The organism is Stutzerimonas sp. 21-1 (genome assembly GCF_056336065.1).
In genome coordinates this window covers 393917-418258 of the sequence record NZ_CM150500.1, presented here as the reverse complement: position 1 = coordinate 418258, position 24342 = coordinate 393917, and the positions used below count along the sequence as shown (strand labels likewise).

General features: G+C 65.9%; 20 protein-coding genes and 1 riboswitch. Of the genes, 10 read left to right on the top strand and 10 right to left on the bottom strand.

The genetic code is table 11. From position 1 onward, the window contains the following. Positions 1–6: 6 nt before the first annotated feature. On the bottom strand, positions 7–1581 hold the full coding sequence (locus tag AC0ZJQ_RS01910) for a methyl-accepting chemotaxis protein (RefSeq protein ID WP_476477266.1): 1575 nt from the start codon (positions 1579–1581) through the stop codon (positions 7–9). A 390-nt stretch (positions 1582–1971) separates the two neighbouring features. Here AC0ZJQ_RS01910 and AC0ZJQ_RS01905 point away from each other — a divergent pair, with 390 nt between their 5' ends. Further along, entirely contained in the window at positions 1972–3306 is a 1335-nt protein-coding gene (locus tag AC0ZJQ_RS01905) for a hypothetical protein (RefSeq protein WP_476477265.1), read from the top strand. Positions 3307–3312: 6 nt separating this feature from the next. Here the strand turns inward: AC0ZJQ_RS01905 and radC are convergent, their stop codons facing one another. Then, positions 3313–3987 carry a RadC family protein gene (gene radC, locus AC0ZJQ_RS01900; RefSeq protein WP_314020043.1) on the bottom strand — a complete coding sequence of 225 codons (675 nt, stop codon included), beginning with the start codon at positions 3985–3987 and terminating at the stop codon, positions 3313–3315. Positions 3988–4124: 137 nt separating this feature from the next. On the opposite strand from radC, the gene coaBC reads away from it, so the two are divergent. From coaBC to argB, 4 genes are read left to right on the top strand one after another with little or no spacing between them, the layout of a single operon-like run. Continuing rightward, positions 4125–5333, top strand: a complete 1209-nt coding sequence (gene coaBC, locus AC0ZJQ_RS01895; protein ID WP_102829044.1) for a bifunctional phosphopantothenoylcysteine decarboxylase/phosphopantothenate--cysteine ligase CoaBC — start codon at positions 4125–4127, stop codon at positions 5331–5333. 1 nt (position 5334) lies between these two features. After that, a complete protein-coding gene (gene dut, locus AC0ZJQ_RS01890; protein ID WP_476477264.1) occupies positions 5335–5790 on the top strand; it encodes a dUTP diphosphatase in 456 nt (151 codons plus the stop codon). 36 nt (positions 5791–5826) lie between these two features. Next, complete coding sequence (locus AC0ZJQ_RS01885; RefSeq protein WP_476477263.1) at positions 5827–8385, top strand: phosphomannomutase/phosphoglucomutase; 2559 nt, start codon at positions 5827–5829, stop codon at positions 8383–8385. A 16-nt stretch (positions 8386–8401) separates the two neighbouring features. Continuing rightward, positions 8402–9304 carry an acetylglutamate kinase gene (gene argB / locus AC0ZJQ_RS01880; protein WP_043297861.1) on the top strand — a complete coding sequence of 301 codons (903 nt, stop codon included), beginning with the start codon at positions 8402–8404 and terminating at the stop codon, positions 9302–9304. A 61-nt stretch (positions 9305–9365) separates the two neighbouring features. Here argB and AC0ZJQ_RS01875 read toward each other — a convergent pair whose 3' ends face one another. The 3 genes from AC0ZJQ_RS01875 to pyrE form a co-directional block, all read right to left on the bottom strand. Continuing rightward, complete coding sequence (locus tag AC0ZJQ_RS01875; protein WP_081002774.1) at positions 9366–10841, bottom strand: DUF3360 family protein; 1476 nt, start codon at positions 10839–10841, stop codon at positions 9366–9368. Between the two features lie 163 nt (positions 10842–11004). Next, positions 11005–11592 carry a DUF4124 domain-containing protein gene (locus AC0ZJQ_RS01870; RefSeq protein ID WP_008568417.1) on the bottom strand — a complete coding sequence of 196 codons (588 nt, stop codon included), beginning with the start codon at positions 11590–11592 and terminating at the stop codon, positions 11005–11007. 20 nt (positions 11593–11612) lie between these two features. Then, complete coding sequence (gene pyrE, locus AC0ZJQ_RS01865) at positions 11613–12254, bottom strand: orotate phosphoribosyltransferase (protein WP_008568418.1); 642 nt, start codon at positions 12252–12254, stop codon at positions 11613–11615. A gap of 84 nt (positions 12255–12338) precedes the next feature. Between pyrE and AC0ZJQ_RS01860 the strand changes: the two genes are divergently transcribed. Further along, on the top strand, positions 12339–13118 hold the full coding sequence (locus tag AC0ZJQ_RS01860; protein WP_476477262.1) for an exodeoxyribonuclease III: 780 nt from the start codon (positions 12339–12341) through the stop codon (positions 13116–13118). Positions 13119–13181: 63 nt separating this feature from the next. On the opposite strand, the gene AC0ZJQ_RS01855 is transcribed toward AC0ZJQ_RS01860, so the two are convergent. Together AC0ZJQ_RS01855 and rph are read right to left on the bottom strand one after the other, a co-directional pair. Then, positions 13182–13550 (bottom strand): DUF4870 domain-containing protein, encoded by a 369-nt coding sequence (locus AC0ZJQ_RS01855; RefSeq protein WP_237263857.1) that lies wholly within the window; start codon positions 13548–13550, stop codon positions 13182–13184. 11 nt (positions 13551–13561) lie between these two features. Then, on the bottom strand, positions 13562–14284 hold the full coding sequence (rph, locus tag AC0ZJQ_RS01850; protein WP_165594829.1) for a ribonuclease PH: 723 nt from the start codon (positions 14282–14284) through the stop codon (positions 13562–13564). A 144-nt stretch (positions 14285–14428) separates the two neighbouring features. Here rph and AC0ZJQ_RS01845 point away from each other — a divergent pair, with 144 nt between their 5' ends. Continuing rightward, entirely contained in the window at positions 14429–15292 is an 864-nt protein-coding gene (locus AC0ZJQ_RS01845) for a YicC/YloC family endoribonuclease (protein WP_476477261.1), read from the top strand. A 68-nt stretch (positions 15293–15360) separates the two neighbouring features. Further along, positions 15361–15981, top strand: coding sequence for a guanylate kinase (gene gmk / locus AC0ZJQ_RS01840; RefSeq protein WP_476477260.1), 621 nt, complete (start codon positions 15361–15363; stop codon positions 15979–15981). A 56-nt stretch (positions 15982–16037) separates the two neighbouring features. Here gmk and thiC read toward each other — a convergent pair whose 3' ends face one another. After that, entirely contained in the window at positions 16038–17921 is a 1884-nt protein-coding gene (thiC, locus tag AC0ZJQ_RS01835; RefSeq protein WP_155551153.1) for a phosphomethylpyrimidine synthase ThiC, read from the bottom strand. Between the two features lie 99 nt (positions 17922–18020). Next, a riboswitch (TPP riboswitch) is annotated at positions 18021–18127 on the bottom strand. A 162-nt stretch (positions 18128–18289) separates the two neighbouring features. Here thiC and AC0ZJQ_RS01830 point away from each other — a divergent pair. Further along, complete coding sequence (locus tag AC0ZJQ_RS01830) at positions 18290–19738, top strand: TolC family outer membrane protein (protein ID WP_476477259.1); 1449 nt, start codon at positions 18290–18292, stop codon at positions 19736–19738. A 45-nt stretch (positions 19739–19783) separates the two neighbouring features. Here the strand turns inward: AC0ZJQ_RS01830 and waaA are convergent, their stop codons facing one another. Then, positions 19784–21076 (bottom strand): lipid IV(A) 3-deoxy-D-manno-octulosonic acid transferase, encoded by a 1293-nt coding sequence (gene waaA, locus AC0ZJQ_RS01825; RefSeq protein WP_237263851.1) that lies wholly within the window; start codon positions 21074–21076, stop codon positions 19784–19786. Between the two features lie 203 nt (positions 21077–21279). Between waaA and AC0ZJQ_RS01820 the strand changes: the two genes are divergently transcribed. Beyond that, entirely contained in the window at positions 21280–22035 is a 756-nt protein-coding gene (locus AC0ZJQ_RS01820) for an NRDE family protein (protein ID WP_102829052.1), read from the top strand. 13 nt (positions 22036–22048) lie between these two features. Here the strand turns inward: AC0ZJQ_RS01820 and ptsP are convergent, their stop codons facing one another. Then, complete coding sequence (gene ptsP / locus AC0ZJQ_RS01815; RefSeq protein WP_476477258.1) at positions 22049–24322, bottom strand: phosphoenolpyruvate--protein phosphotransferase; 2274 nt, start codon at positions 24320–24322, stop codon at positions 22049–22051. Positions 24323–24342: the final 20 nt, after the last annotated feature.

Below are 24342 nucleotides of genomic sequence, written 5' to 3'. Positions count from 1 at the left end.
CCGCCGTCAGGCCTGCGCCTCCGGTCGATAGCCCAGGCGCAGCCCGCCCCAGTGACGCCCCTTGACCATGATCGGCACCGAGAGGTCGTGCATCAGCTCGCCGGTGTCGCGGCTGTAGGTCTGCAGCAGCACGTTGCGCTGGTGGCTGCCGCAGCGTCCGCCGGTACGGTCGTTGAACAGCCGCTTGCTGCGACTGCGGCTGCGGTCGATCTCGGGATTGCCCACCGGCGGATGATTGAAGGCGTTGTTGTGGGTCGGCACGTAGCCTTCCGGCGTGGTGGCGATGCCGTAGACGATCGCGTCGTGGCGTGCCAGCAACGGCTCCTGAATCGCCGGCAGCACGCCATCGGCGTACTTATCGAAGCGGGTGTGGTACTTCAACGGATCGGTACCCGGCTGCGCCTGGTAGTTGCGGTCGAACAGGTCGTTGACGGCGATGCGCCCGGCGTCGATATCCGCCTCGAAGCGCGCCGCGATATCCGCGGCCCCTTGGCGCGCGAGGTCGTAGATCGCCTGGTGATAGTCGTCGAGCTGTACCTCGGCGAGGCGCTCGCTGGCACTCTCGGCCTGCGCCACCAGGCGTTCGGCGGCCTGCTCGAGCTGGCGGGTCTGCTGTTCGCTGTCCAGCGCATCGGCACGCAGCTGGTCGAGCGCGACGAACAACGCGGTCAGCCGTTCATGGTTGCTGGCGGTGCCGGAGGTGATTTCGGCGACCTGGGCCTCCACGCCGCCGGCCAGTTCGGTGATGCCGGTCAGCTGCTGGCCAGTACCGGCAATCTGCGCGGCGGCTTCGTCCAGTTCGCTGGCCTGCTGCTGGATATGGCTGACCACGGCGCCGCTCTGCTCGCGAATATCGGCGACCATGCGCCCGACTTCCTCGGTTGCGCTGGAGGTCCGCGCGGCGAGGTTGCGCACCTCGTCGGCCACCACGGCGAAGCCGCGCCCCGCCTCGCCGGCCCGGGCCGCTTCGATGGCGGCATTGAGCGCGAGCAGATTGGTCTGGCTGGCGATGGACTGGATCACGTCGGTGATCTGGCGGATTTCCTCGGTACGCGCCGACAGGCCGTCGATCAGCTCGCGGCTCGACTGGGTCTGCGCACTGAGCTGCTGCATGCGGGCGATAGCCTGCAGCAGTTCGGTCTGCCCGGCATCGCTGCTGCGCCGCACCGCCTGCGCTGCTTCCAGGGTATGGCGGGCGCGCTCGGCGCTGTCCTGGCCAGTGGCGGCCATCGCCTCGGCGCCATTGGCAATCTCGCTGACCGCCTGCAGCTGCGACTGCAGCCGGCCGGCCAGCTGCTCGGCACTGAAGGCCACCTGGGCGGCCGACAGCGCGTTGTGGCAGGTGTGCCGGGAGAGACTCTTGCTCAGTTCGGTAAAGGCCTGCGGTTCGGCCCCAGCCACACTGCTCGTCTCGCCGCCCGCACGCCAGACACCGAACCAGGGCGCCAGCGCCGCCCCCAGGATGAGCGCGGCAAGCAGCGGAAACGGCAGGGTGATTGCGTAGTGGAGCAGCAGCACGGCACAAATGGCCAAGCCGTGCAGCAGGCAGGCGCGCGCGTTAAGGCGAGGGGTAGATCGCATGGACGGCCTCTATTTGTTCTTGTCGATCGGCCAAGCGTTTTACCCATATTTCGCGACGAATGTCAGTAGTGCCTTAGTAGCAAAGTGCCAACAGTCCGTTATGCCCTCGCATACCACGAGGCGTGGCGCACGGGCCAACCGCCTATGGCGCTGCGGTCATGCCGTACCGCAGCCCTCGCACCGTCAATCGGAAAATCGAGGGCGGCGTCGAGTGGCTCTGGTGATGCAAAGGTATTTCGCCGTGCGGAACAACGTTCTGCGCAATTGACCGCGCGTTCGGAGACTGACAGCCTGCCTTCTATTACGCCTCCTGTTCGCACGCCCGTTTCGCCCGCTCTCCGTGCACGCTTCGCCGGGCGAGTTTTACCGATTATCGAGACGCACCGGACCATGACCGCGCTGCTGCCGCTGGCACTGTTCTGCGAACTGCTCGCACTGGCGACTCAGACGCGCCCGCTGAGTGTCGCCAGCGGGGTGCTGCTGAGCCTGTTCTTCATCTGGCACTGGCGTTCACTGATGCCTTACCCGCGCCGACTCGCCCTGGTCACGCTGGGCCTGCTCGGCTACTGGCTGCTGAGCGGCGCAGCCAGCTGGGAACAGGGCCAGCGTCTGCTTGCGGCGGCCGCGTACTACGGCGCCTTCGTCGGCGCGCTGGGTTTGATGCATTGCCTGGCCGAGCGCCTGCGCCCGCTTGGCGAGCTGCATCGGCGGCTGCTGACCGGACCGCCCGCGCTGCTGTATCCGAGCTATCTGCTGAGCACCCTGACGATCAGCTCGATCCTCAGTTTCGGCATGCTCACGCTGGTCTGCGGCTCACTCGAGCGCCACCTGCAACACGGCGGCTACAGCGAGACGCAGCGCCGCGAAGGCCGACGCGGGGTAATGGTTACCGCGCTGCGCGGCTTCGCCCTGGTTCCGCTGCTGGCACCGACCAGTGTCGCGGTGGCCATTCTCACGCGTGAACTGCCGGGACTGAGCTGGCAGGCGCTGCTGCCGTTCGGCCTGCTCGCCGCCATGCTCTTACTGCTGATCGGCTGGCCGCTGGAGAACCGTCGACTGCGGCAGCTGCGTCGCACCGAGTCCGGTGACACACCGGCACCACCACCGCAATCACTGCGCAGCCTGCTGCTCGGCAGCCTGCTGGGTATTGTGCTGATCGCCCTGCTGGCGGCTTTTACGCCGCTGTCCGCCACTCAGGCGGCGATGCTGCTGGTACCGCTGGCGGTGGTCGGCCTGCTACGCGCGCAGGGGGAAGGGTTCGGCGCGACTCATACCCAGGTGCGCGACACCCTGGCCGGCATGCGCAACGAGACCTTCATCTTCGCCTGTTCGGCCGTGCTCGGAGGGCTCGTCGCCGCGCTGGTTCCGGTCGACGCCCTGGTCTTACACGTCGGCACCTCGCCACTGGCGCTGTTCGGCCTCGGCAGTGCCGGCATGCTTGCGGTCATCGCGCTGGCCTTGCTTGGCGTCGCACCGATCATTTCACTGAACCTGTGTGCCGCGCTGCTGGCGCAACTGGCCGCACAGGGCGTGACCGTCATGCAGCCGGCGGTAGCGCTGCTCGCCGGCTTCTCGCTGGCGATGCTGCTGTCGCCCTACGGCCCCTCGGCGCTGATGCTGGCGCGACATGCCGGGCTGTCGCCGTGGCGCATCGCCTTCGGTTGGAACGGCCGCTTCGTGCTGCTGGCGCTCGGGCCGCTGCTGCTGGTGCCGCTGCTGGCGTAACGACGCTCACATCCAGCCCGCTTCGGCCATCGACAGCGGCTCGCCCTCGCCGACGATGAAGTGGTCGAGCACGCGCACGTCGATCAGTGCCAGCGCTTCCTTTAAACGCTGGGTCAGCTGGCGATCGGCCTGACTCGGCTCAGCAACGCCGGAGGGATGATTGTGGGTAAGGATCACCGCCGCCGCATTCTGCGCCAGCGCGCGCTTGACCACCTGCCGCGGGTAAACACTGGCGCCGTCGATGGTGCCATGGAACAGCACTTCGAACGCCAGCACCCGGTGCTTGGAATCGAGAAACAGGCAGGCGAACAGCTCGTGCGGCTCGTGGCGCAGGCGCGCCTTGAGGTAGTCGCGCACCGCTTGCGGCGACTCCAGCGCCGAATCCCGGCGCAGCCGCTCGGCCAGATGCCGGCGCGCCATCTCCAGCACGGCCTGCAACTGCGCGTACTTGGCGGGGCCGAGCCCCAGATGCGTGGTGAACTGATCGAGTTCGGCTTCGAGCAGCGCGCGCAGGCCGCCGAACTCGCCGAGCAGGTGGCGCGCCAGGTCTACCGCGCTTCGGCCGGCAACGCCGGTACGCAGGAAAATCGCCAGCAATTCGGCATCGGAAAGCGCCGCCGCACCCTGTTCCAGAAGCTTTTCCCGCGGCCGCTCCGCCGTCGGCCAGTCACGTATGCTCATGTCTCCTCCCTGTCGAGCAGGCCCGCTTCTCCGTCGCGGGCGCTGTGCTATCTTAGCCCGTCATTTTTCCGGGGTGCCCGCGCGGCTCCGACGCAGTTCTCACTCCGGCAATCCTCTACAAGAAACAAGGCAGGCCTATGCAGCGGCTGTATCGTAAACGCATCGTCCTGGGCGTCGGCGGCGGCATCGCCGCTTACAAAAGTGCCGAGCTGGTGCGTCGTCTGCGCGACCACGGCGCCGAAGTACGAGTGGTGATGACCCAGGGCGGCCGCGAGTTCATCACGCCGCTGACCCTGCAGGCGCTCTCCGGCCACCCGGTGCATCTGGATCTGCTCGACCCCGCAGCCGAAGCGGCGATGGGCCATATCGAACTGGCGCGCTGGGCCGACCTGGTGCTGATCGCACCAGCGACTGCCGACCTCATGGCGCGCCTCGCCCAGGGCATCGCCAACGACCTGCTGACCACCCTGGTGCTGGCGACCAACGCCCCGGTCGCCCTGGCGCCGGCGATGAATCAGGCGATGTGGGCCGACCCGGCGACCCAGGCCAACCGCCAACTGCTCGAACAGCGCGGCATTCGCCTGTTCGGCCCTGGCTCCGGCAGCCAGGCCTGCGGCGATGTCGGCATGGGCCGCATGCTCGAGGCCGAAGAGCTGGCCCAGGCTGCCGCCGATTGTTTCGAGAACGGCCGTCTGAGCGGCCTGCGTCTGCTGATCACCGCCGGACCGACCCAGGAAAACATCGACCCGGTGCGATACATCACCAATCACAGCTCGGGCAAGATGGGTTTTGCCCTCGCCGAGGCGGCCGCCGAAGCTGGCGCGCAGGTCACGCTGGTCACCGGCCCGGTGTTCCTGCCGACGCCTGATCGCGTGCAGCGCATCGACGTGGTCAGCGCGCGCGACATGCTCGCCGCCTGCGAAGCGGCGATGCCCTGCGACCTGCTGATCGCCGCTGCCGCGGTGGCTGACTACCGCCCCGAGGTGGTGGCGCCGCACAAGCTAAAGAAAGACCCCACCACCGGCGACGGCCTGTTGCTGCAGATGGTGCGCAATCCGGACATCCTCGCCACCCTGGCGGCTCGCCCGGATCGCCCGTTCTGCGTCGGCTTCGCCGCCGAAACCGAGAACCTGCTCGACTACGCCATGCGCAAGCTGCGCGACAAGAATCTCGACCTCATCGTCGCCAACGACGTGGCCAACCCGAGCATCGGCTTCAACAGCGAAGAAAACGCGGTCAGCGTGATCGATCGCCAGCAGCACGTAACCCGCTTCGGCCAGGCCAGCAAGGGGCACATCGCCCGCGCGCTGGTGGCCTTCATCGCCGATCGCTACAGGCAGGCCTGACATGCACCAGCTACAAGCCAATATTCTCGACCCCCGCCTGGGCCGGGACTTCCCGCTGCCCGACTACGCCACCTCCGGCTCGGCCGGCCTCGACCTGCGCGCGATGCTGCAGAGCGATACTGTGCTGCAGCCGGGCCAGACGCTGCTGATCCCGACCGGGCTGTCGATCCACATCGCCGACCCGGGACTCGCGGCGCTGGTTCTGCCGCGCTCGGGCCTGGGCCATAAGCACGGCATCGTGCTCGGCAACCTGGTCGGCCTGATCGACTCGGACTACCAGGGCGAGCTGATGGTCTCCTGCTGGAACCGCGGCCTTAGCGACTTCACCATTGCCGTCGGCGAGCGCATCGCACAGCTGGTGCTGGTGCCGGTGGTGCAGGCGCGCTTCGAGCTGGTCGAGCAGTTCGACAGCAGCGACCGCGGTGCCGGCGGCTTCGGACACTCCGGCAGCCATTGATCCAACGCCCCCTTTCAGGATGAATCGAGGAGCCTCATGGCACTCTTCAAGCGTACCGCCAAGGAACCGGACCTGTTAACGCCGGCCAACGCCGACAACAAACGCCCCACCCGCGCTGCTCCCAACCTGCTGCTGAGCGGGCTGCTCCCCGGCCTGCTCGGCCTGGGTGCGGCGGCCGCGCTGCTCTGGTTCGGTTTGCAGGACGCCCAGCGCCAGCAACAGGCCGAGCTTGGCGCAGCCTGGGGCCAGAGCCAGTCGAGCGCACTGCAACAGGCCGTGCGCCAACTCCAGGCCGATACCCAGGCCATCGCCGCCGACCCGCGCCTGCTCGAGGCGCTGCGCAGCGAGCAGCCCGAACAGATCGCCGCGCTCGAGCAGGCTCTGCGCCAGCAGCCGGGCGTCATCGATGCACATCTCAACGCACGCGGCCGCGGCCGCCCGACGCCTGAACGCGCAGGGCCGATGAATTTCGCCGCACTGGACCTGCTGCAGCGCGCCGAGAGCGGCGATGCCCCGCCCGTCGAGGCCTTTCAGGTCGGCAAGCGCTGGCTGCTCTACAGCGCGGCGCCGCTGCGCGCCTCCGCCGAACAGGCCGCGCAGGGTACGCTGCTGCGTGTCATCGAGTTCGACCGTCTGCTCGCCACATTGCCACGTCTGCCGGCCGATGCCGGCCAGCTGCGTCTGACGCAGCAGTTCGATAACTCGCCCGAGAAGGTCCTGCTCCAGCAGGGCAGTGGCAACGGACCGCTGCTGCCGCTGGCCAGCGGCAACCCGCACTGGAAGCTGAGTTTCCAGCCCGCCACGACCGCGACCGGCGCCTCGCCGCTGATATTGCTGGGGGCTGCGCTGCTGGCGCTCATCGGCCTGTTGCTCGGTCTGCAGTTCCTCGCCAGCGCCCAGCAGCGGCGCCTGCGTGACGACGTGCTGCAGATCAACCGCCTCGTGCAGGAACTCTCCAGCGGCCGGGCCATCCAACAACCGTCCCTGAGCCTGCCGGCGCTCGACGCGCTGGCACGGAACATGGCCCGCCTGCCGCTTCGCCCCGTCGGGCCGGCAGTCACGCAAGCCGCGGCGGCGCCTGCCGCCCGCCCGACCAAGGAGTATGTCGATCCGCGCGTGCCGGATACCGACATTCTCGACATCGATATTCTCGACGAGGACCTGGACCTGTTCGGCCTCGATACCAAGGAGCGAGAAACCGCAATGAGCAGCGCCAAAGCCCCGAAACTGCCCGCCAGCATCTTTCGCGCCTACGACATCCGCGGCATTGTCGGCGACAGCCTGACCAACGAGACCGCCTACTGGATCGGCCGCGCCGTAGGCTCGCAGAGCCTCGCCCAGGGCGAGCCGAACGTCTCGGTCGGCCGCGACGGCCGTCTTTCCGGCCCGGAGCTGGTCCAGCATCTGATCCAGGGACTGGTCGACAGCGGCTGCACGGTCAGCGACATCGGCATGGTGCCGACGCCGGTGCTCTACTACGCGGCCAACATCCTCGCCGGCAAATCCGGCGTGATGCTCACCGGCAGCCACAATCCGCCGGATTACAACGGCTTCAAGATCGTCATCGCCGGCGACACTCTGGCCAACGAGCAGATCCAGGCACTGCGCCAGCGCATCGAAACCGGTGACCTGAGTGAAGGCGTCGGCCGCGTCGAGCCGGTCGACGTGCTGGAGCGCTACTTCGAGCAGATCCGCACCGATATCGCCATGGCCAAACCGATGAAGGTGGTGGTCGACTGCGGCAATGGTGTCGCCGGGGTCATCGCCCCGCAGCTGATCGAGGCGCTGGGCTGCAAGGTGATCCCGCTGTACTGCGAGGTCGACGGCAACTTCCCCAACCACCACCCGGACCCGGGCAAGCCGGAGAATCTGGTCGACCTGATCGCCAAGGTCAAAGCCGAGAAGGCCGACCTTGGTCTCGCCTTCGATGGCGACGGCGACCGCGTCGGGGTGGTGACCAATGCTGGCACCATGATCTACCCCGACCGCCTGCTGATGCTCTTCGCCAAGGACGTGGTGGCGCGCAACCCCGGCGCCGACATCATCTTCGACGTCAAGTGCACGCGCCGCCTGACCCCGCTGATCAGCGGCTACGGTGGTCGCCCGGTGATGTGGAAAACCGGCCATTCGCTGATCAAGAAAAAGATGAAGGAATCCGGCGCGCTGCTGGCCGGCGAGATGAGCGGCCACATCTTCTTCAAGGAGCGCTGGTTCGGCTTCGACGACGGCATCTACAGCGCCGCGCGCCTGCTGGAAATCCTCAGTCAGGACAAGCGCGATGCCGAGCAGGTGTTCGCCGCTTTCCCGAGCGATATTTCCACGCCGGAAATTAACATCACGGTGACAGAAGAAAGCAAATTCACCATCATTGACGCCCTGCAACGGGATGCCCAGTGGGGCGAAGCCAACCTGATCACGCTCGACGGCGTGCGGGTCGACTATCCCAAGGGCTGGGGCCTGATCCGCGCCTCCAACACCACGCCGGTGCTGGTGCTGCGTTTCGAGGCCGACAGCGCGCAAGAGCTCGGCCGCATCCAGGACGTCTTCCGCGCGCAGCTGCACAACGTTGCACCCGACCTCAAACTGCCGTTCTGATTTTGCGGAGCCCTGCATGACCCTCAGCCGTGAAGCTGCCACCCAATTCGCCCAGGTCCTCTCCGAGGCGTTGCCGTACATTCGCCGCTTCGTCGGCAAGACGCTGGTGATCAAGTACGGCGGCAACGCGATGGAGAGCGAGGAGCTGAAGACCGGCTTCGCGCGCGACATCGTGCTGATGAAGGCGGTGGGCATCAATCCGGTGGTGGTACACGGCGGCGGCCCGCAGATCGGCGATCTGCTCAAGCGCCTGAACATCGAGAGCCACTTCATCGACGGCATGCGGGTGACCGACAGCCAGACCATGGACGTGGTGGAGATGGTCCTCGGCGGCCAGGTCAACAAGAGCATCGTCAGCCTGATCAACCAGCATGGCGGCAGCGCCATCGGCCTGACCGGCAAAGACGCCGGACTGATCCGCGCGAAGAAACTCAAGGCCACCCGCCAGACGCCGGAGATGACCAAGCCGGAAATCATCGACATCGGCCATGTCGGCGAGGTCACCGGGGTCAACAGCGAGCTGCTGGAGATGCTGGTCAAGGGCAACTTCATCCCGGTGATCGCGCCGATCGGCGTGGGCGACAATGGCGAGTCGTACAACATCAACGCCGACCTGGTCGCCGGCAAAGTGGCCGAAGCGCTGAAGGCCGAGAAGCTGATGCTTCTGACCAACATCGCCGGCCTGATGGACAAGCAAGGCAACGTGCTCACCGGCCTCTCGACCGCCCAGGTCGATGCGCTGATCGCCGACGGCACCATCTATGGCGGCATGCTGCCGAAGATCCGCTGCGCCCTCGAAGCGGTGCAGGGCGGTGTAACCAGCGCGCACATCATCGACGGCCGGGTACCCAACGCGGTGCTGCTGGAAATCTTCACCGACGTCGGTGTCGGTACGCTGATCACCAACAATCAGCGCTGAACAGCGGCGGTCGGACACAAAAAAGGGGAGCCATCGGCTCCCCTTTTTCATGCCCGCGCCGTCAGTGGTCGACGCGGAAGGACTCGAACATGGCCGGGATCCCCGGGAACATACCGACGCCCAGCATCACCGCGCAAAGCAGGATGAACACGATCGTCGGGATCACCCAGCGGTGCATATGGCTCAGGCTCTGGCCGCGTTCCTTGTCACCGATCAGCCCGAGATTGTCGAGCAGCACGGTCAGCGACCACCCGAACACCGGGTTGACCAGTGCCGAGGAGAACACCACGATCGCCGCCGACTGCGAAGTCTTGCCCTCGCGGGTCATCTGCATACCAGCCTCGAGCAGCGGCAGGTACACCCCGACCAGCAGGGCCACGGAAAGCACCGGCGGCCAGATCGCCAGATCCATTGGGTAGCCGAGGATCGCCGCCAGCACGCAGAGCAGACCGGTCAGTACCGCACCCGCCGGAATCGGCCGCTTGGCGATCGCCGCCGGCACCATGTAAGTGCCCCAGGACGAGGCCAGGTTCCCGCCACCTAGGGCCGTGCCCACCGCCTGGCGCGCAGCCGCGATGCACATGGTGTCGTCGATATCCATCAGCACCTTGTCCGTGCGCGGCGGGTAGTTCAGCTGCTGGAACACGCGGTGGCCGAGGAAGTCCGGCGACCACATCGCCACGGCCAGCACCGCGAACGGAGCAACGGCGACGAAGTGGTGCAGCTCCGGCAGGCCGAGCTGCCAGCCGCTGTTTTCACCCCACCAATACGCCGGGTTGAGGTTGGGAATACCCGGCTCGGTGGAAAACTCGAACGGCGCGCCGAGCGCAAAGGCGATCACCGCCGCCAGCACCGAGCCCAGCGGAATCGCCAGCCAGCGCATGCGGATGTGCTCGAGGTAGGCGTACATGACGATGGTCGACAGCACCACCACGAAGGCGATGTAGCCCATGTCGAAGCCGTTGGCCCAGGCGAACAGCTTCTCGATCTGCGACGACACGCCGATGAAGCCCAGGTACAGCAGCAGGCCGCCGCACACCCCGTCGCTGGTCAGCCGCGCCAGCAGACTGCCGCCACGTGCGACGCCGAGGGCGAAGCCGAGCACGCCGACCATCAGGCCGAGCGCCATGGGATGGCCGCCCGAGGCCACGATCAGCGGGATCAGCGGGATCAGTGGGCCATGGGTGCCGGCCAGGTTGGCGGTGGGATTGAGGAAACCGGAGAACAGCACGACGAAGAGGATCGCCGCGATCAGCATCTCGAAGCGCACGTTCTCGATGACGAACTCGTTGGACAGCCCCAGCGGCCCGGCGAACGCCGCCACCACCGCAGCGACCATCACGATCTTACCGATCGTGGCGGCCATGGCCGGCACCCAATCCTCGATCTCGAAGCGGTAATCGCGGAATGGAAGGTTAGGACGCCAGCGCCGCGGCGCCATGATCTGCAACTCATGTTCCAGATAGTTGCTGCGCGAGGCAAACGCGGACCGCGGTCTGTGACGCTCCCGATAACTGCTTAGGTCGCTATCTTTCATGCGATCATCTCACCGTCGAAAATTCGCGGCGAAAGGTACAGGCCCAGAGGCGATTACTCATCCATACCTTAAAAGCATTGATCCAGAGCGGCTTGTTTGTTAGCGCCCGGGGAATAGCTGCACGTGATCAAGATTTCGGCTGTGCCGCAAGTGGACAGACGGCTCAGCGATCGCCGAGCAGTTCGGCGACACGCTCGCGGTCACGCGCGAAGCTCGCGTCCGCCTCGACCTTGGCGCGCTGGTAACGCACTTGGTCACGCTGCAGGCCCGCCTGCTCCTTTTCGAGATTGGCGATCTGCGTCAGCAGATTCTGCGGGACCTCACGACCGGCGCGCTCGTGCTGGGCTGCCTGCGCCCGCAGAGTTTCCTGCTGCGTGCGCAGCGATTGCAGATTGCTCTGGGTAATGCCGATGATGCTGTCGAGTTCCGCCAGCTTGCGCTTGCGGGCGCGATCCACATCGTCCGGGCTGGCATACAGACGCAGCAGCTGCACGTCGGCCGCCGCACGAGCCTTTGCCTGCTGCTGGCGCTGCATCTCCTCGGCCGTCGGCGCCGGCGGCACCACCCGGACGACCCGCCCCTGCTCGTTCAGCACCTCGTAACCACGGCCGATGTGCTGCGGCGGTACGCCATGTCGGTCAAGCACCACCACGCCGCGCTCATCGGTGTAGCGATAAAGCTCGGCGGCGTCAGCCAGCGTCGCGGTCAGCAGTCCCAGCGCAACGAGCGAGCGAATTAGCGGCTGGAGCATGGCGAGATACCTATCCCTGATCAGATTCCGTACTGCGCGCGATAGGCCTGCACCGCGGGCAGATGCTGTTTGAGCTGATTATCTTCTTCCAGATACTCGAGCACCTGCGACAGCGACACAATACTGATCACCGGCATCGCGTAATCGCGCTCGACTTCCTGAATCGCCGACAGCTCACCCTGCCCACGCTCCTGACGGTTGAGCGCAATTAGCACGCCCGCAGCCTGGGCCTGCTGACCCTGGATGATCTGCATGACCTCGCGAATCGCCGTGCCGGCGGTGATCACGTCATCGACGATCAGCACACGCCCGGCCAGCGGTGCGCCAACCAGGGTACCGCCTTCGCCGTGGTCCTTGGCTTCCTTGCGGTTGAAGCACCACGGCAGATCGCGCTCGTGCTGCTCGGCCAGCGCGATCGCCGTCGCGGCGGCAAGCGGAATGCCCTTGTAGGCCGGGCCGAAGATCACGTCGAAATCGATGCCGCTTTCCATCACCGCCGCCGCATAGAAACGGCCCAACTGAGCCAGCGCGCTGCCACTGTTGAACAACCCGGCGTTGAAGAAGTACGGACTGGTACGGCCGGATTTGAGGGTGAATTCACCGAAGCGCAGAACACCACGCTCGATGGCAAAACGAATGAACTCGCGCTGGTACGCCTGCATGAAGAAAATTCCCGGAAGCCACGGATTTAGCCAATTACAGAGAGCTTGGGTTATCATACACGGACGTGTTTTTAGGGGCCATTTATGCGGATCATCAGCGTCAACGTGAATGGCATTCAAGCGGCAGCACAGCGAGGTTTGCTCAGCTGGCTGCAAGCGCAGAATGCCGATGTCATCTGCCTGCAGGATACCCGCGCCTCTGTATTGGAACTCGATGATCCGGCCTACCAGCTGGACGGCTATTTCCTCTATGCCTGCGACGCCGAAATCCCCGAACAGGGCGGTGTGGCGCTGTATTCGCGACTGCAGCCCAAGGCGGTGATCATGGGGCTCGGCTTCGAGACGGCGGATCGCTACGGGCGCTACCTGCAGGCGGACTTCGACAAGGTCAGCATCGCCAGCCTGCTGCTGCCGACCGGCCAGGATGGCGACGCCAGCCTGAACCAGAAATTCAAGTTCATGGACGATTTCGCCCATTACCTGGACAAGCAGCGTCGCAAGCGTCGCGAATACCTGTATTGCGGCTCGCTGTACGTCGCGCACCAGAAGATCGACGTGAAGAACTGGCGCGACTGCCAGCAGAGCCCGGGCTTCCTCGCCCCCGAACGTGCCTGGCTGGACGAGATCTTCGGCAACATGGGTTACGTCGATGCGCTGCGCGAGGTCAATCGCGAGGGCGATCTGTTCAGCTGGTGGCCGGATACCGAGCAGGCAGAGATGCTCAACCTGGGGTGGCGTTTCGACTACCAGATTCTCACCTCGGGCCTGCGTCGCTTCGTGCGTGGTGCCCGCCTGCCACGCCAGCCGCGCTTCTCGCAGCACGCGCCGCTGATCGTCGACTATGACTGGACGCTGAGCGTTTAAAGTCCAGATCAGGAGAGCCTGGCGCTCAGCGCGCCAGGTTCGATCGACTCCTGCGGTTCGCGCCTACTTGATCAATCGCCAGCAGAACGGATAACGGTAGGACTTGCCTTCGTTGGCGCGGATGCCGGCGATGATCACCAGCACCAGCGCCACCACGCTGATCAGCGCCATCAGCGGAAAGCCGATGAGAATCCAGGCGAGCAGCGCACAGACCATCATCACGATGCTGAAGGTGATCTGGAAGTTCAGCGCCTCCTTGCCCTGCTGATCGACGAACGGATCCAGATCCTTCTTCAGCTGCCAGACGATCAGGGGACCGATGACGTTGCCGATCATTGGCGCGAGGAACCAGAAGAACGCCGAATAATGACAGAACATCGCCCATTGGCGCGCTTCGCGGCTGGGCAACGGCATCAGCTCCTGATCGCTCATGGCTGCACCACTCAGTCAGCCAGCGCCGCGCGCTGCAGGTCGAACAGTTCGCGCATGCCGCTCTGGGCCAGCTCGAGCATGGCGGTCAGCTCGTGCGGCTGGAACGGCGCGCCCTCGGCGGTGCCCTGCACCTCGATGAAGCCACCGGCCTCGGTCATCACCACGTTGAGGTCGGTTTCGGCAGCCGAATCCTCGAGGTAATCGAGGTCCAGCACCGGCTGTCCCTGGTACATGCCGACGGAGACCGCGGCCACCATCTGCTTGACCGGATCGCCGCCCTTCAGGCCGCCCCGCTGCTTCAGCACCTTCAGCGCATCGACCAGTGCGACCATGGCACCAGTGATGGAGGCGGTACGAGTGCCGCCATCGGCCTGGATCACATCACAATCGATGAACAGCGTGTTCTCGCCCAGCTTGCTCATGTCCAGCGCCGCACGCAGCGAACGGCCGATCAACCGCTGGATCTCCAGGGTGCGCCCGCCCTGCTTGCCACGCGCGGCCTCACGCTGATTACGCTCGCCGGTGGCGCGCGGCAGCATGCCGTACTCAGCCGTCAGCCAGCCCTGCCCCTGCCCCTTGAGGAAACGCGGTACGCCCGACTCGATACTTGCAGTGCAGATGACCCGGGTGTCGCCGAACTCGACCAGCACCGAACCTTCGGCATGCTTGGTGTAATTGCGCGTGATACGGATCGAGCGCAGCTGATCGGCGGCACGGCCACTGGGACGCTTCATGTAGGTACATCCTGCTTCGGGGTAAGAGTGCCGGGCATTATAGAAGGCTTGTCCGCAAAAGGGGCCGATTGCCGCCGCAACCCCGCTGACGGTTTTTCCTTTACAATCCTCCGCCTTTCGCCATCCGCATCGAGAGGTTTCCCGATGGTCCACAGCATGACGGCCTTCGCCCGCAGCGAGCTGGCCGGCCCCCACGGCACCCTCAGCTGGGAAATCCGCTCGGTCAATCATCGCTACCTGGAACCGCATCTGCGCTTGCCGGAGGCCTTTCGCGACCTTGAGGGCGCGGTGCGCGAAGCCCTGCGCAAAGGGCTGTCGCGCGGCAAGGTCGAATGCACCCTGCGCTTCGCCGAGGATGCCGGCCGCGGCGAGCTGCAGCTCGACCGCGAACGCGCCGGCTGGCTGATCGCCGCGGCCGAAAGCGTAGCCGCGCTGATCAGCCAGCCGGCGCCGATCGACCCTCTGCAGGTGCTCGGCTGGCCCGGCGTTCTGGTTGGCGATGCGATCGACCCGCAGGCGTTGAACAAGAGTGCCCTGCAACTGTTCCACGACGCCCTGGCGCAGCTCCGGGAAGGCCGCCAGCGCGAGGGCGAGGAACTGGCCAAACTGCTCAATGAACGCCTGGACGGCATGCTCGTGGAAGTCGCCACGCTACGCGAGCAGGTGCCGCAAATGCTCGCCGCCCAGCGGCAGAAAGTGCTCGACCGCTGCGCGGAAATGCAGGTCGCACTCGATCCGCAGCGCCTGGAACAGGAAATGGTCCTGCTGGCGCAGAAGAGCGATGTCGCCGAAGAACTCGACCGCCTCGCCACCCATGTCGGTGAAGTGCGCCGGGTACTCAAGGCCGGGGGCGCCGCCGGGCGGCGCCTGGACTTCCTGATGCAGGAACTCAACCGCGAAGCCAACACCCTCGGCTCCAAGGCGTTCGATCCGCGCAGCACCCAGGCGGCGGTCAACCTCAAGGTGCTGATCGAGCAGATGCGCGAGCAGGTGCAGAACATCGAATAGCCGGCGGGCACGCACAACCGCCGGGCTATTGTCACAGTCAGATATTCATCGAGTTCCAGGAAACCGTCATGTCCGCCACAACCGGCACGCTCTATATCGTTTCCGCGCCTTCCGGGGCCGGCAAGACCAGTCTGGTCAAGGCACTGATCGATGCCCAGCCGCAGGTCCGGGTGTCGGTATCGCATACCACCCGCGCCATGCGCCCGGGCGAGGTCGACGGGGTCAACTACCACTTCGTCAGCCGCGAGGACTTTCTCGAACGTCTCGAACGCGACGAATTCCTCGAGCATGCCGAAGTGTTCGGCAACCTCTACGGCACCTCGCAACGCTGGCTGGGACAGACCCTCGCCGAAGGCTACGACCTGATTCTGGAGATCGACTGGCAAGGCGCCCAGCAGGTGCGCCGGCTGATGCCGCAGGCCAAATCGATCTTCATCCTGCCGCCGACCCAGGAGGCCCTGCGCCAGCGCCTGAACAACCGCGGCCAGGACAGCGACGAGATCATCGAGCGGCGCATGCGCGAAGCGGTCAGCGAGATGAGCCATTACGTCGAATACGACTACCTGGTAATCAACGACGATTTCGCCCACGCGCTGATCGACCTGCAGGCGATCTTCCGCGCCAATCAGCTCCGCCAGCCGGCTCAGCAGCAGCGTCATATGCGCCTGCTGAGCGATCTGCTCGCCTAGAAACGCAGAACCCCGGCGCCGTTGCCGACGCCGGGGTTCATTTCGTCACTGCCGGATCACACCTGGCGGTAGATCACCGAGCCTTCGTCCTTGAAGCGCTCGGCCTGCTCGGCGAATCCCGCCTCGATGGCCTTCTGCTCGTCGGTCAGACCGTTCTCGGCAGCGTATTCGCGCACTTCCTGAGTGATCTTCATCGAGCAGAACTTCGGCCCGCACATGGAGCAGAAGTGCGCGACCTTGGCCGAATCCTTGGGCAGCGTCTCGTCGTGGTAGCTGCGCGCGGTGTCCGGGTCCAGGCCCAGGTTGAACTGGTCTTCCCAGCGGAACTCGAAGCGCGCCTTGCTCAAGGCGTTGTCGCGGATCTGCGCGCCCGGGTGCCCCTTGGCAAGGTCGGCGGCATGCGCGGCGATCTTGTAGGTGATGATGCCGGTCTTCACGTCATCCTTGTTCGGCAGGCCGAGGTGCTCCTTGGGCGTGACGTAGCAGAGCATGGCGCAGCCGAACCAGCCGATCATCGCGGCGCCGATGCCGCTGGTGATGTGGTCGTAGCCCGGCGCGATGTCGGTGGTCAGCGGCCCGAGGGTGTAGAACGGCGCCTCGTCACAGCACTCCAGCTGCTTGTCCATGTTCTCCTTGATCATGTGCATCGGCACGTGGCCGGGGCCTTCGATCATGCACTGCACGTCGTGCTTCCAGGCGATCTTGGTCAGTTCGCCGAGGGTTTCCAGCTCGCCAAACTGCGCGGCGTCGTTGGCATCGGCAATCGAGCCCGGACGCAGGCCGTCGCCCAGCGAGAAGCTGACGTCGTAGGCCTTCATGATTTCGCAGATATCGTCGAAGTGGGTGTAGAGGAAGTTTTCCTTGTGATGCGCCAGGCACCACTTGGCCATGATCGAGCCGCCGCGGCTGACGATCCCAGTGACGCGCTTGGCGGTCAGTGGCACGTAGCGCAGCAACACGCCGGCGTGGATGGTGAAGTAGTCCACGCCCTGCTCGGCCTGCTCGATCAGTGTGTCGCGGAACAGCTCCCAGGTCAGGTCCTCGGCGATGCCGTTGACCTTCTCCAGCGCCTGGTAGATCGGCACGGTGCCGATCGGCACCGGCGAGTTGCGGATGATCCACTCGCGGGTCTCGTGGATGTGCTTGCCGGTGGACAGGTCCATGACGGTGTCCGAGCCCCAGCGGATGCCCCAGGTCAGCTTGGCGACTTCTTCCTCGATGGAGGAGCCCAGCGCCGAGTTGCCGATGTTGCCGTTGATCTTCACCAGGAAGTTGCGGCCGATGATCATCGGCTCCAGCTCGGTGTGGTTGATGTTGGCGGGGATGATCGCGCGGCCGCGGGCGACTTCACTGCGGACGAATTCGGCGGTGATTTCCTTCGGAATGCTGGCGCCGAAGCTCTGGCCGGCGTGCTGCTCCTTGAGCAGGCCCGCCTCGCGCGCCTCGGCCAACTTCATGTTCTCGCGGATGGCGACGTATTCCATCTCGGGCGTGATGATGCCCTGCTTGGCGTAGTGCATCTGGGTGACGTTGCGCCCGGCCTTGGCGCGGCGCGGGTTACGCACGTGGGCGAAGCGCATGGCAGTCAGTTCGGCGTCGTCCAGGCGACGCTGGCCGAACTCGGAGGACAGCCCCGGCAGCTTCTCGGTGTCGCCGCGCTCCTCGATCCAGGCGCTACGCACGTCGGCCAGGCCCTTGCGCACGTCGATGGTCACGTTCGGATCGGTGTAGGGGCCGGAGGTGTCGTAGACGGTGACCGGTGCGTTGATCTCGCCACCGAAGGCAGTCGGAGTGACGTCCAGGCTGATCTCGCGCATGGGCACACGAATATCCGGGCGCGAACCCTGCACGTAGACCTTCTGCGAACGCGGGAATGGCTGGATGGATTGCTGATCGACCTGGGCGCTTTCGCTCAGATTCTTGTTGCTTTGCACGCTCATGGGCTTCTCCACGGGAAATGTCGGAGCGAACCTGAGCAACACGGCGGGTCAAGGGCATTGGGGTGCGCCGGAACTGGCGCCGAGAGCCTCGCCGGCAACTGGCGAGTACATCTTGTTCCCTACGCAGGCCTTAACCTGATCAGGTTCAACGGGATCCGGAACTTTCCGATCTCAGCCTTCGCATCAAGGCACCCCGACAAGAACGCCGTCGAGTCTAATCAAGAGCCGCGGGAAAAACCACGCCGGCGCCGCCACAAGCCGACCGTTCGGTCATTTTTCCCCGCCGCACCCCGGACAATCGCTGCGCCTTGACCCTCCCTGGCCCGCCGCTTAGCCTTGCCCATCACTTCAATTCAGGATGAGCCGAGATGCTGCAAAGACTTCCCCTGGCCATCGCCGTGGCAGCCATCTTCGCCGGGACGGCCTGGGCCGAAACCCCGCTCGCCAGCCGCACCGATCTGGTCAGCGTCTACCAGCATGCGGTCGACAACAACGCCGACCTCGCAGCCGCCCGTGCACAGTTCCGTGCGCGCCAGGAGGTGGTGCCGCAGGCACGCGCCGGGCTGCTGCCCAATCTCAGCGCCGGTGCCGAGCTGAGCGACAACGAAACGGATGTCGACACCCATCTGGGCTCGCGCTCGCTGTCGCGCAGCGGCACCGCCTACCAGGCAACGCTGAGCCAGCCGCTGTTCCGAGCCGACCGCTGGTTCCAGCTCAAGGCCGCCGAAGCCATCAGCGAGCAGGCGGCACTGGAATACTCCATCGCCGAACAGGATCTGATCCTGCAGAGCGCGCAAGCCTACTTCGCCGTGCTGCGTGCGCAGGACAACCTCGCCGCATTGAAGGCCGAGGAAGCGGCGTTCAAGCGGCAGCTGGACCAGGCCAACGAACGCTTCGAAGTCGGCCTGTCCGACCGCACCGACGTTCTCGAGGCCCAGGCTGGCTTCGATACCGCACGCGCCAATCGCCTGATTGCCCAGCGGCAGGTCGACGATGCGTTCCAGGCACTGTTCACCCTGACCAACCGCGAGTACCTCGCACTGGAAGGCATCCGCCACAGCCTGCCGGTGCTGGCGCCGACACCGAACGACGCCGGCGCCTGGGTCGAGACCGCCAGCCGGCAGAACCTCAATCTGCTGGCGGTGAACTATGCCGTGACCGCGGCCGAAGAAACCCTGCGCCAGCGCCGCGCCGGCCACGCGCCGACGCTCGATGCGGTGGCGTCATACCGCAAGGGCGACAACGATGCGCTGGGTTTCTCCAACAGCGGCATGAGCGATGCGCTGCCGAACTACCCGCGCTACACCGGCGATGCCGAGCAGCGCAGCATCGGCCTGCAACTGAACATTCCGCTGTACAGCGGCGGCCTGACCCGTTCGCAGAGCCGCGAAGCCTTCCACCTGCTCAGCCAGAGTGAACAGCAGCGTGAGAGCCTGCGCCGCCAGGTCGTCGAAGCCACACGCAACCTGCATCGTGCGGTGAACACCGACATCGAGCAGGTGCAGGCGCGCCGGCAGTCAATCATCTCCAACCAGAGCGCGCTGGAGGCCACGGAAATCGGCTATCAGGTGGGTACGCGCAATATCGTCGACGTGCTCGACACCCAGCGTCGGCTGTACGCCGCGGTGCGCGACTACAACAACGCCCGCTACGACTACATCCTCGACAATCTGCGCCTGAAACAGGCCGCCGGTACGCTGAACCCGGACGACCTGCAGCAGCTGGCCGCCTACCTCAAACCCGACTACGACCCGGACAGCGACTTTCTGCCGACGGACTTGCCGCAGACCATCGGCCAGCCCGTGCGCATCGACTGACAGCACGGTGGCCGCACTCCGCGGACGGCGAGTCGGACACGCCGGTTACCTCGGCGGACGCTCCGCGCGGCCAGCGAGCAGCCCCGCCAAGGCGGCCAGCAAACGCTGCAGCGCGCCCTGATTGGCTTTGAGCACCGTCAGCCCGGCCGCACGCATGCGTTCGGCGCTGACCGGCTCGCGCCACAGCCGGTCGACGCTATCGGTCAGCTCGACGACGTCGGCCACTTCCAGCAGCGCACCGGCCGCACGCAACTGCGCCGATATCTCGAGGAAATTGAACAGATGCGGGCCAGTGAGCACGGGTTTGCCCAGCGCCGCCGGTTCCAGCAGGTTGTGTCCGCCGTTGGGCACCAGGCTGCCGCCGACGAAGGCAATGTCCGCCAGTGCATAAAGAAACAGCAGCTCGCCCATGGTATCGCCGAGCAGCACCTGCGTATGTGCGGTGACGGCCTCACCCTGCGAGCGCCGGACCGTGGCGAAACCCTGCTGACGGCACAGCTCGGCCATCGCCGCAAAGCGTTCCGGATGGCGCGGCACCAGGATAAGCAGCGCCTGCGGATGCCGCTCCAGCAGGCGCCGATGCGCCGCCAGGACGATCTCGTCTTCGCCAGCATGGGTGCTCGCCGCGATCCACACCGGCCGCTGTAGCGCGCCCCACTGCTTGCGCAGTTCGCCCGCGCGCGCCAGTAGCGCCGGGTCGATGGTCAGATCGAACTTGATCGAGCCGGTGACCTCGACACACTCGCTGCGCGCGCCCAACGCGAGAAAACGCTCCGCCTCGGCGGCCGTCTGCACGGCGATCAGGCTCAGTTCGCTCAGCATCGGCGCCGTCAGGCGAGCAAAGCGGGCGTAACCGCGCGCCGAGCGTTCGGATAGCCGCGCATTGGCCAATGCCACCGGAATGCCGCGCTGCGCGCATTGATGGATGTGGTTGGGCCACAGCTCGGTTTCCATCACCACCGCCAGCCGCGGCCGCGTACGCTCGAGAAAGCGTGCCGCTGCCCAGGGTAGGTCGTAGGGTAGGTAGCAGTGCTGCACGCGGTCACCGAATAACGCGCGGATTCGCTCGGAGCCGGTCGGCGTCATGCAGGTGACGGTGATCGGCAAGTCGGGATGGCGCGCCATCAGCTCGCGGATCAGTGGTGCCGCTGCAATGCTCTCGCCTACCGACACTGCGTGCAGCCAGATGCCGCCGGGTTCGAGCGGCGGCAGACCGATGGCGAAGCGCTCGCCGATGCGCCGCGCATAGGCCGGCGCCCGCCACGCGCGCCAGAGCAGGCGCAGGATCACCAGCGGCAGGCCGAGGTGGAACAGCAGGGTATAGAGGGTGCGATTCATGGGGGCGCAGTTTACTCGAAAGCAGCGCTGCCGCCGCGCCCCGGTTGCTCACCAGCGAAGGCCGGCGCCGCCCCGCGAACAGCCGCAAGCATGGCCCCTCAATCGCTCGGATGGCGCGGTACTGGACCGTCTGGACGACCGGCCTTGAGGCTGCCTCGCCTTTTCGTCTAGCCTGCCCATCCACCCGTTCTTTCCGGTGCCTCATGTGCCTGATCGTTTTCGCCTGGCGCCCCGGGCACGCGCTGCCGCTGCTGCTGGCCGCAAACCGTGACGAGTTCCACGCCCGCCCTAGCCTGCCGCTGGCCGCCTGGGAGGATGCTCCTTCCATCATCGGCGGGCGCGATCTGCTGGCAGGCGGCACCTGGTTGGGCGTGCGTCCCGATGGCCGCTTCGCCGCGCTGACCAACATCCGCATCGGCGGTCAGCCAGCCGGCCGACGCAGCCGCGGCGAGCTGGTGGAGCGTTACCTGCGCGGCGAGCTGGCGCCGGCCGATTATCTTGCCGGGCTGAGCGCAGGCATCGAGGACTATGCCGGCTTCAACCTGCTGGTTGGTACCGCGCGAGAGCTCTGGCATTTCAATTCCCAGTCCGCGACGCCGCGACGACTCGAGGCTGGCGTCTATGGCCTGTGCAACGCCGATCTGGATACGCCCTGGCCGAAGTTGCGCCGAGCGCGCACCGCATTGGCCACCCGGCTGGAGCTGGCCGACACCGAGTCGCTGCTGCAACTGCTGGACGACCATGAGCGGGCGCCCGATGCGGAGCTGCCGAGCACCGGCGTGCCGCTGGAATGGGAGCGTCTGTTATCGAGCGTCTTCATCGCCAGCAGCGAATACGGCACGCGCGCCAGTACCGCGCTGCTGCGCTGGCAGAACGGTGCACTGGATATCCATGAACGGCGTTTCGGTCCGGACGGGTTGCTCGGCGATACGCACTATCGCCTGCCGGCGCGCGACTGAGCCAACCGCCGCGTCACACCGCGGCGGAAGGGTTGATCAGGCGATTCAGACCAAGATTGCGCAGCGTCAGCTGCACCGTGGCGTGGATCACCTGCGGGCTGTCGAGCACCATCACCCGCGCCAGCAGTTCGCGGGCGGTCTGCAGGCTGACCTGGCGCAGCAGCCACTTGACCTTGGGCAGGTTGGTGGCGTTCATCGACAGGCTGTCGAAACCCATCGCCAGCAGCAGCATGGCGGCGGCCGGATCGCCGGCCATCTCGCCGCAGATACTCACCGGGCGTCCCTCGGCATGCGCCTCGTGAACCACGCGCTGCAGGGCCTCGAGCACGGCCGGATGCAGATAGTCGTAGAGATCGGCCACGCGCGGATTGTTGCGGTCGACCGCGAGCAGGTACTGGGTCAGATCGTTGGAGCCGACCGAGATGAAGTCCACCAGACGCGCCAGCTCGCGCGTCAGGTAGACCGCCGCGGGCACCTCGATCATCACGCCCACCGGCGGCATCTGCACGTCCAGGCCTTCGTCGCGCACCTCGCCCCAGGCGCGGTGAATCAGGTGCAGCGCCTCTTCCAACTCGCGCAGCCCGGAAATCATCGGCAGCAGGATACGCAGGTTATTCAGCCCGACACTGGCCTTGAGCATCGCACGGGTCTGCAGCAGGAAGATTTCCGGGTGATCCAGCGTGACGCGGATGCCGCGCCAGCCGAGGAACGGATTCTCTTCCTTGATCGGGAAATACGGCAGCGACTTGTCGCCACCAATGTCCAGGCTGCGCATGGTGACAGGCAGCGGATGGAACGCCTCCAGCTGCTCGCGATAGATCGCCATCTGTTCCTTTTCGCTGGGGAAGCGCTCCTTGATCATGAAGGGCACTTCGGTGCGATACAGGCCGACGCCCTCGGCGCCACGCTCCTGCGCGCGCACCACATCGGCGAGCAGGCCGGTGTTGACCCACAGCGGGATACGCCGGCCATCGGTGGTCTCGCAAGGCAGCTCGCGCAGCACGTCGAGCCCTTCGGAGAGCTGGCGTTCCTGCTCGGCGAGCACTGCGTACTGTTCGCGCAGCACCTTGCCGGGGTTGGTGATGATCTCGCCGCGATAGCCGTCGATGATCAGCTCGATGCCGTCGACCTTCGAATACGGCAGATCGACCGCGCCCATCACCGTGGGAATGCCCATCGCCCGCGCCAGAATCGCCACGTGCGAGTTACTCGAGCCGAGCACCGACACCATGCCGCCGAGCTTGCCTTCGGGCACCTCGCCGAGCATCGCCGGTGATAGCTCCTCGCTGACCAGGATGGTCTTGTCCGGGTAGGTAAGCGTCTGCTGGCGGGCCTCCTGCAGGTAGGAGAGCAGGCGGCGGCCGATGTCCTTGACGTCCGAGGCGCGCTCGCGCAGGTAGGCGTCGTCCATCAGTTCGAAACGCCGCACGTGCTCGGTCACCACCTGACGCAGCGCACCCTGCGCCCACTGCCCGGTACGGATGACCTTGGTCACCTCGCCGGCCAGCGCCGAGTCGTCGAGCATCATCAGGTAGACATCGAACAGTGCGCGCTCTTCCTTGCGCATCTGGTTGGCGAGCTTCTCGGACAGCGCGCGCATGTCCGCGCGTACCGCCTCGAGTGCCGTCTCGAACAGCGCCAGCTCGGCACCGATGTCATCGACGGTCTTGTCCGGCACCACGTCCAGATCGGCCGGCGGCAACACCACCACCGCTGTGCCGACACAGGCGCCCGGCGCGCCGGGGATGCCGACGAAACGCGTTTCCTGGATACCCTTGCCCTGGCGGCCGAGGCCGCGGATCGAGCCGGTCGCCTCGGCATGGGCGATGACACCGGCGAGCTGCGCGCTCATGGTGACGAGAAATGCCTCCTCCCCTTCATCGAACTGCCGGCGCTCCCTCTGCTGGATGACCAGCACGCCCATTACCCGTCGATGGTGGATGATCGGTGCACCGAGGAAGGACGCGTAACGCTCCTCGCCGGTTTCGGCGAAGTAGCGATAGCGCGGGTGTTCGGAGGCGTGCTCGAGATTGAGCGGCTCCTCGCGGGTGCCGACCAGGCCGACCAGACCTTCGTTGGGCGCCATGCTGACCTTGCCGATGGCGCGCTTGTTCAGGCCTTCAGTGGCCATCAGCACGAAGCGTTCGGTTTCCGGATCGAGCAGATAGACCGAGCAGACATGGCTGCCCATGGCCTCCTTGACTCTCAGCACGATGATGCCCAATGCCGCCTTGAGGTCCTTGGCGGCGTTCACTTCCTGGACAATCTTGCGCAGCGTGCCGAGCATGCTCAGAGGCTTTCTCCCCG

Excerpts from the sequence above, each read along its gene's own strand:
- AC0ZJQ_RS01910 (WP_476477266.1), bottom strand. The coding sequence starts at position 1,581 with ATGCGATCTACCCCTCGCCTTAACGCGCGCGCCTGCCTGCTGCACGGC.
- AC0ZJQ_RS01905 (WP_476477265.1), top strand. The coding sequence starts at position 1,972 with ATGACCGCGCTGCTGCCGCTGGCACTGTTCTGCGAACTGCTCGCACTG.
- radC (WP_314020043.1), bottom strand. The coding sequence starts at position 3,987 with ATGAGCATACGTGACTGGCCGACGGCGGAGCGGCCGCGGGAAAAGCTT.
- coaBC (WP_102829044.1), top strand. The coding sequence starts at position 4,125 with ATGCAGCGGCTGTATCGTAAACGCATCGTCCTGGGCGTCGGCGGCGGC.
- dut (WP_476477264.1), top strand. The coding sequence starts at position 5,335 with ATGCACCAGCTACAAGCCAATATTCTCGACCCCCGCCTGGGCCGGGAC.
- AC0ZJQ_RS01885 (WP_476477263.1), top strand. The coding sequence starts at position 5,827 with ATGGCACTCTTCAAGCGTACCGCCAAGGAACCGGACCTGTTAACGCCG.
- argB (WP_043297861.1), top strand. The coding sequence starts at position 8,402 with ATGACCCTCAGCCGTGAAGCTGCCACCCAATTCGCCCAGGTCCTCTCC.
- AC0ZJQ_RS01875 (WP_081002774.1), bottom strand. The coding sequence starts at position 10,841 with ATGAAAGATAGCGACCTAAGCAGTTATCGGGAGCGTCACAGACCGCGG.
- AC0ZJQ_RS01870 (WP_008568417.1), bottom strand. The coding sequence starts at position 11,592 with ATGCTCCAGCCGCTAATTCGCTCGCTCGTTGCGCTGGGACTGCTGACC.
- pyrE (WP_008568418.1), bottom strand. The coding sequence starts at position 12,254 with ATGCAGGCGTACCAGCGCGAGTTCATTCGTTTTGCCATCGAGCGTGGT.
- AC0ZJQ_RS01860 (WP_476477262.1), top strand. The coding sequence starts at position 12,339 with ATGCGGATCATCAGCGTCAACGTGAATGGCATTCAAGCGGCAGCACAG.
- AC0ZJQ_RS01855 (WP_237263857.1), bottom strand. The coding sequence starts at position 13,550 with ATGAGCGATCAGGAGCTGATGCCGTTGCCCAGCCGCGAAGCGCGCCAA.
- rph (WP_165594829.1), bottom strand. The coding sequence starts at position 14,284 with ATGAAGCGTCCCAGTGGCCGTGCCGCCGATCAGCTGCGCTCGATCCGT.
- AC0ZJQ_RS01845 (WP_476477261.1), top strand. The coding sequence starts at position 14,429 with ATGGTCCACAGCATGACGGCCTTCGCCCGCAGCGAGCTGGCCGGCCCC.
- gmk (WP_476477260.1), top strand. The coding sequence starts at position 15,361 with ATGTCCGCCACAACCGGCACGCTCTATATCGTTTCCGCGCCTTCCGGG.
- thiC (WP_155551153.1), bottom strand. The coding sequence starts at position 17,921 with ATGAGCGTGCAAAGCAACAAGAATCTGAGCGAAAGCGCCCAGGTCGAT.
- AC0ZJQ_RS01830 (WP_476477259.1), top strand. The coding sequence starts at position 18,290 with ATGCTGCAAAGACTTCCCCTGGCCATCGCCGTGGCAGCCATCTTCGCC.
- waaA (WP_237263851.1), bottom strand. The coding sequence starts at position 21,076 with ATGAATCGCACCCTCTATACCCTGCTGTTCCACCTCGGCCTGCCGCTG.
- AC0ZJQ_RS01820 (WP_102829052.1), top strand. The coding sequence starts at position 21,280 with ATGTGCCTGATCGTTTTCGCCTGGCGCCCCGGGCACGCGCTGCCGCTG.
- ptsP (WP_476477258.1), bottom strand. The coding sequence starts at position 24,322 with ATGCTCGGCACGCTGCGCAAGATTGTCCAGGAAGTGAACGCCGCCAAG.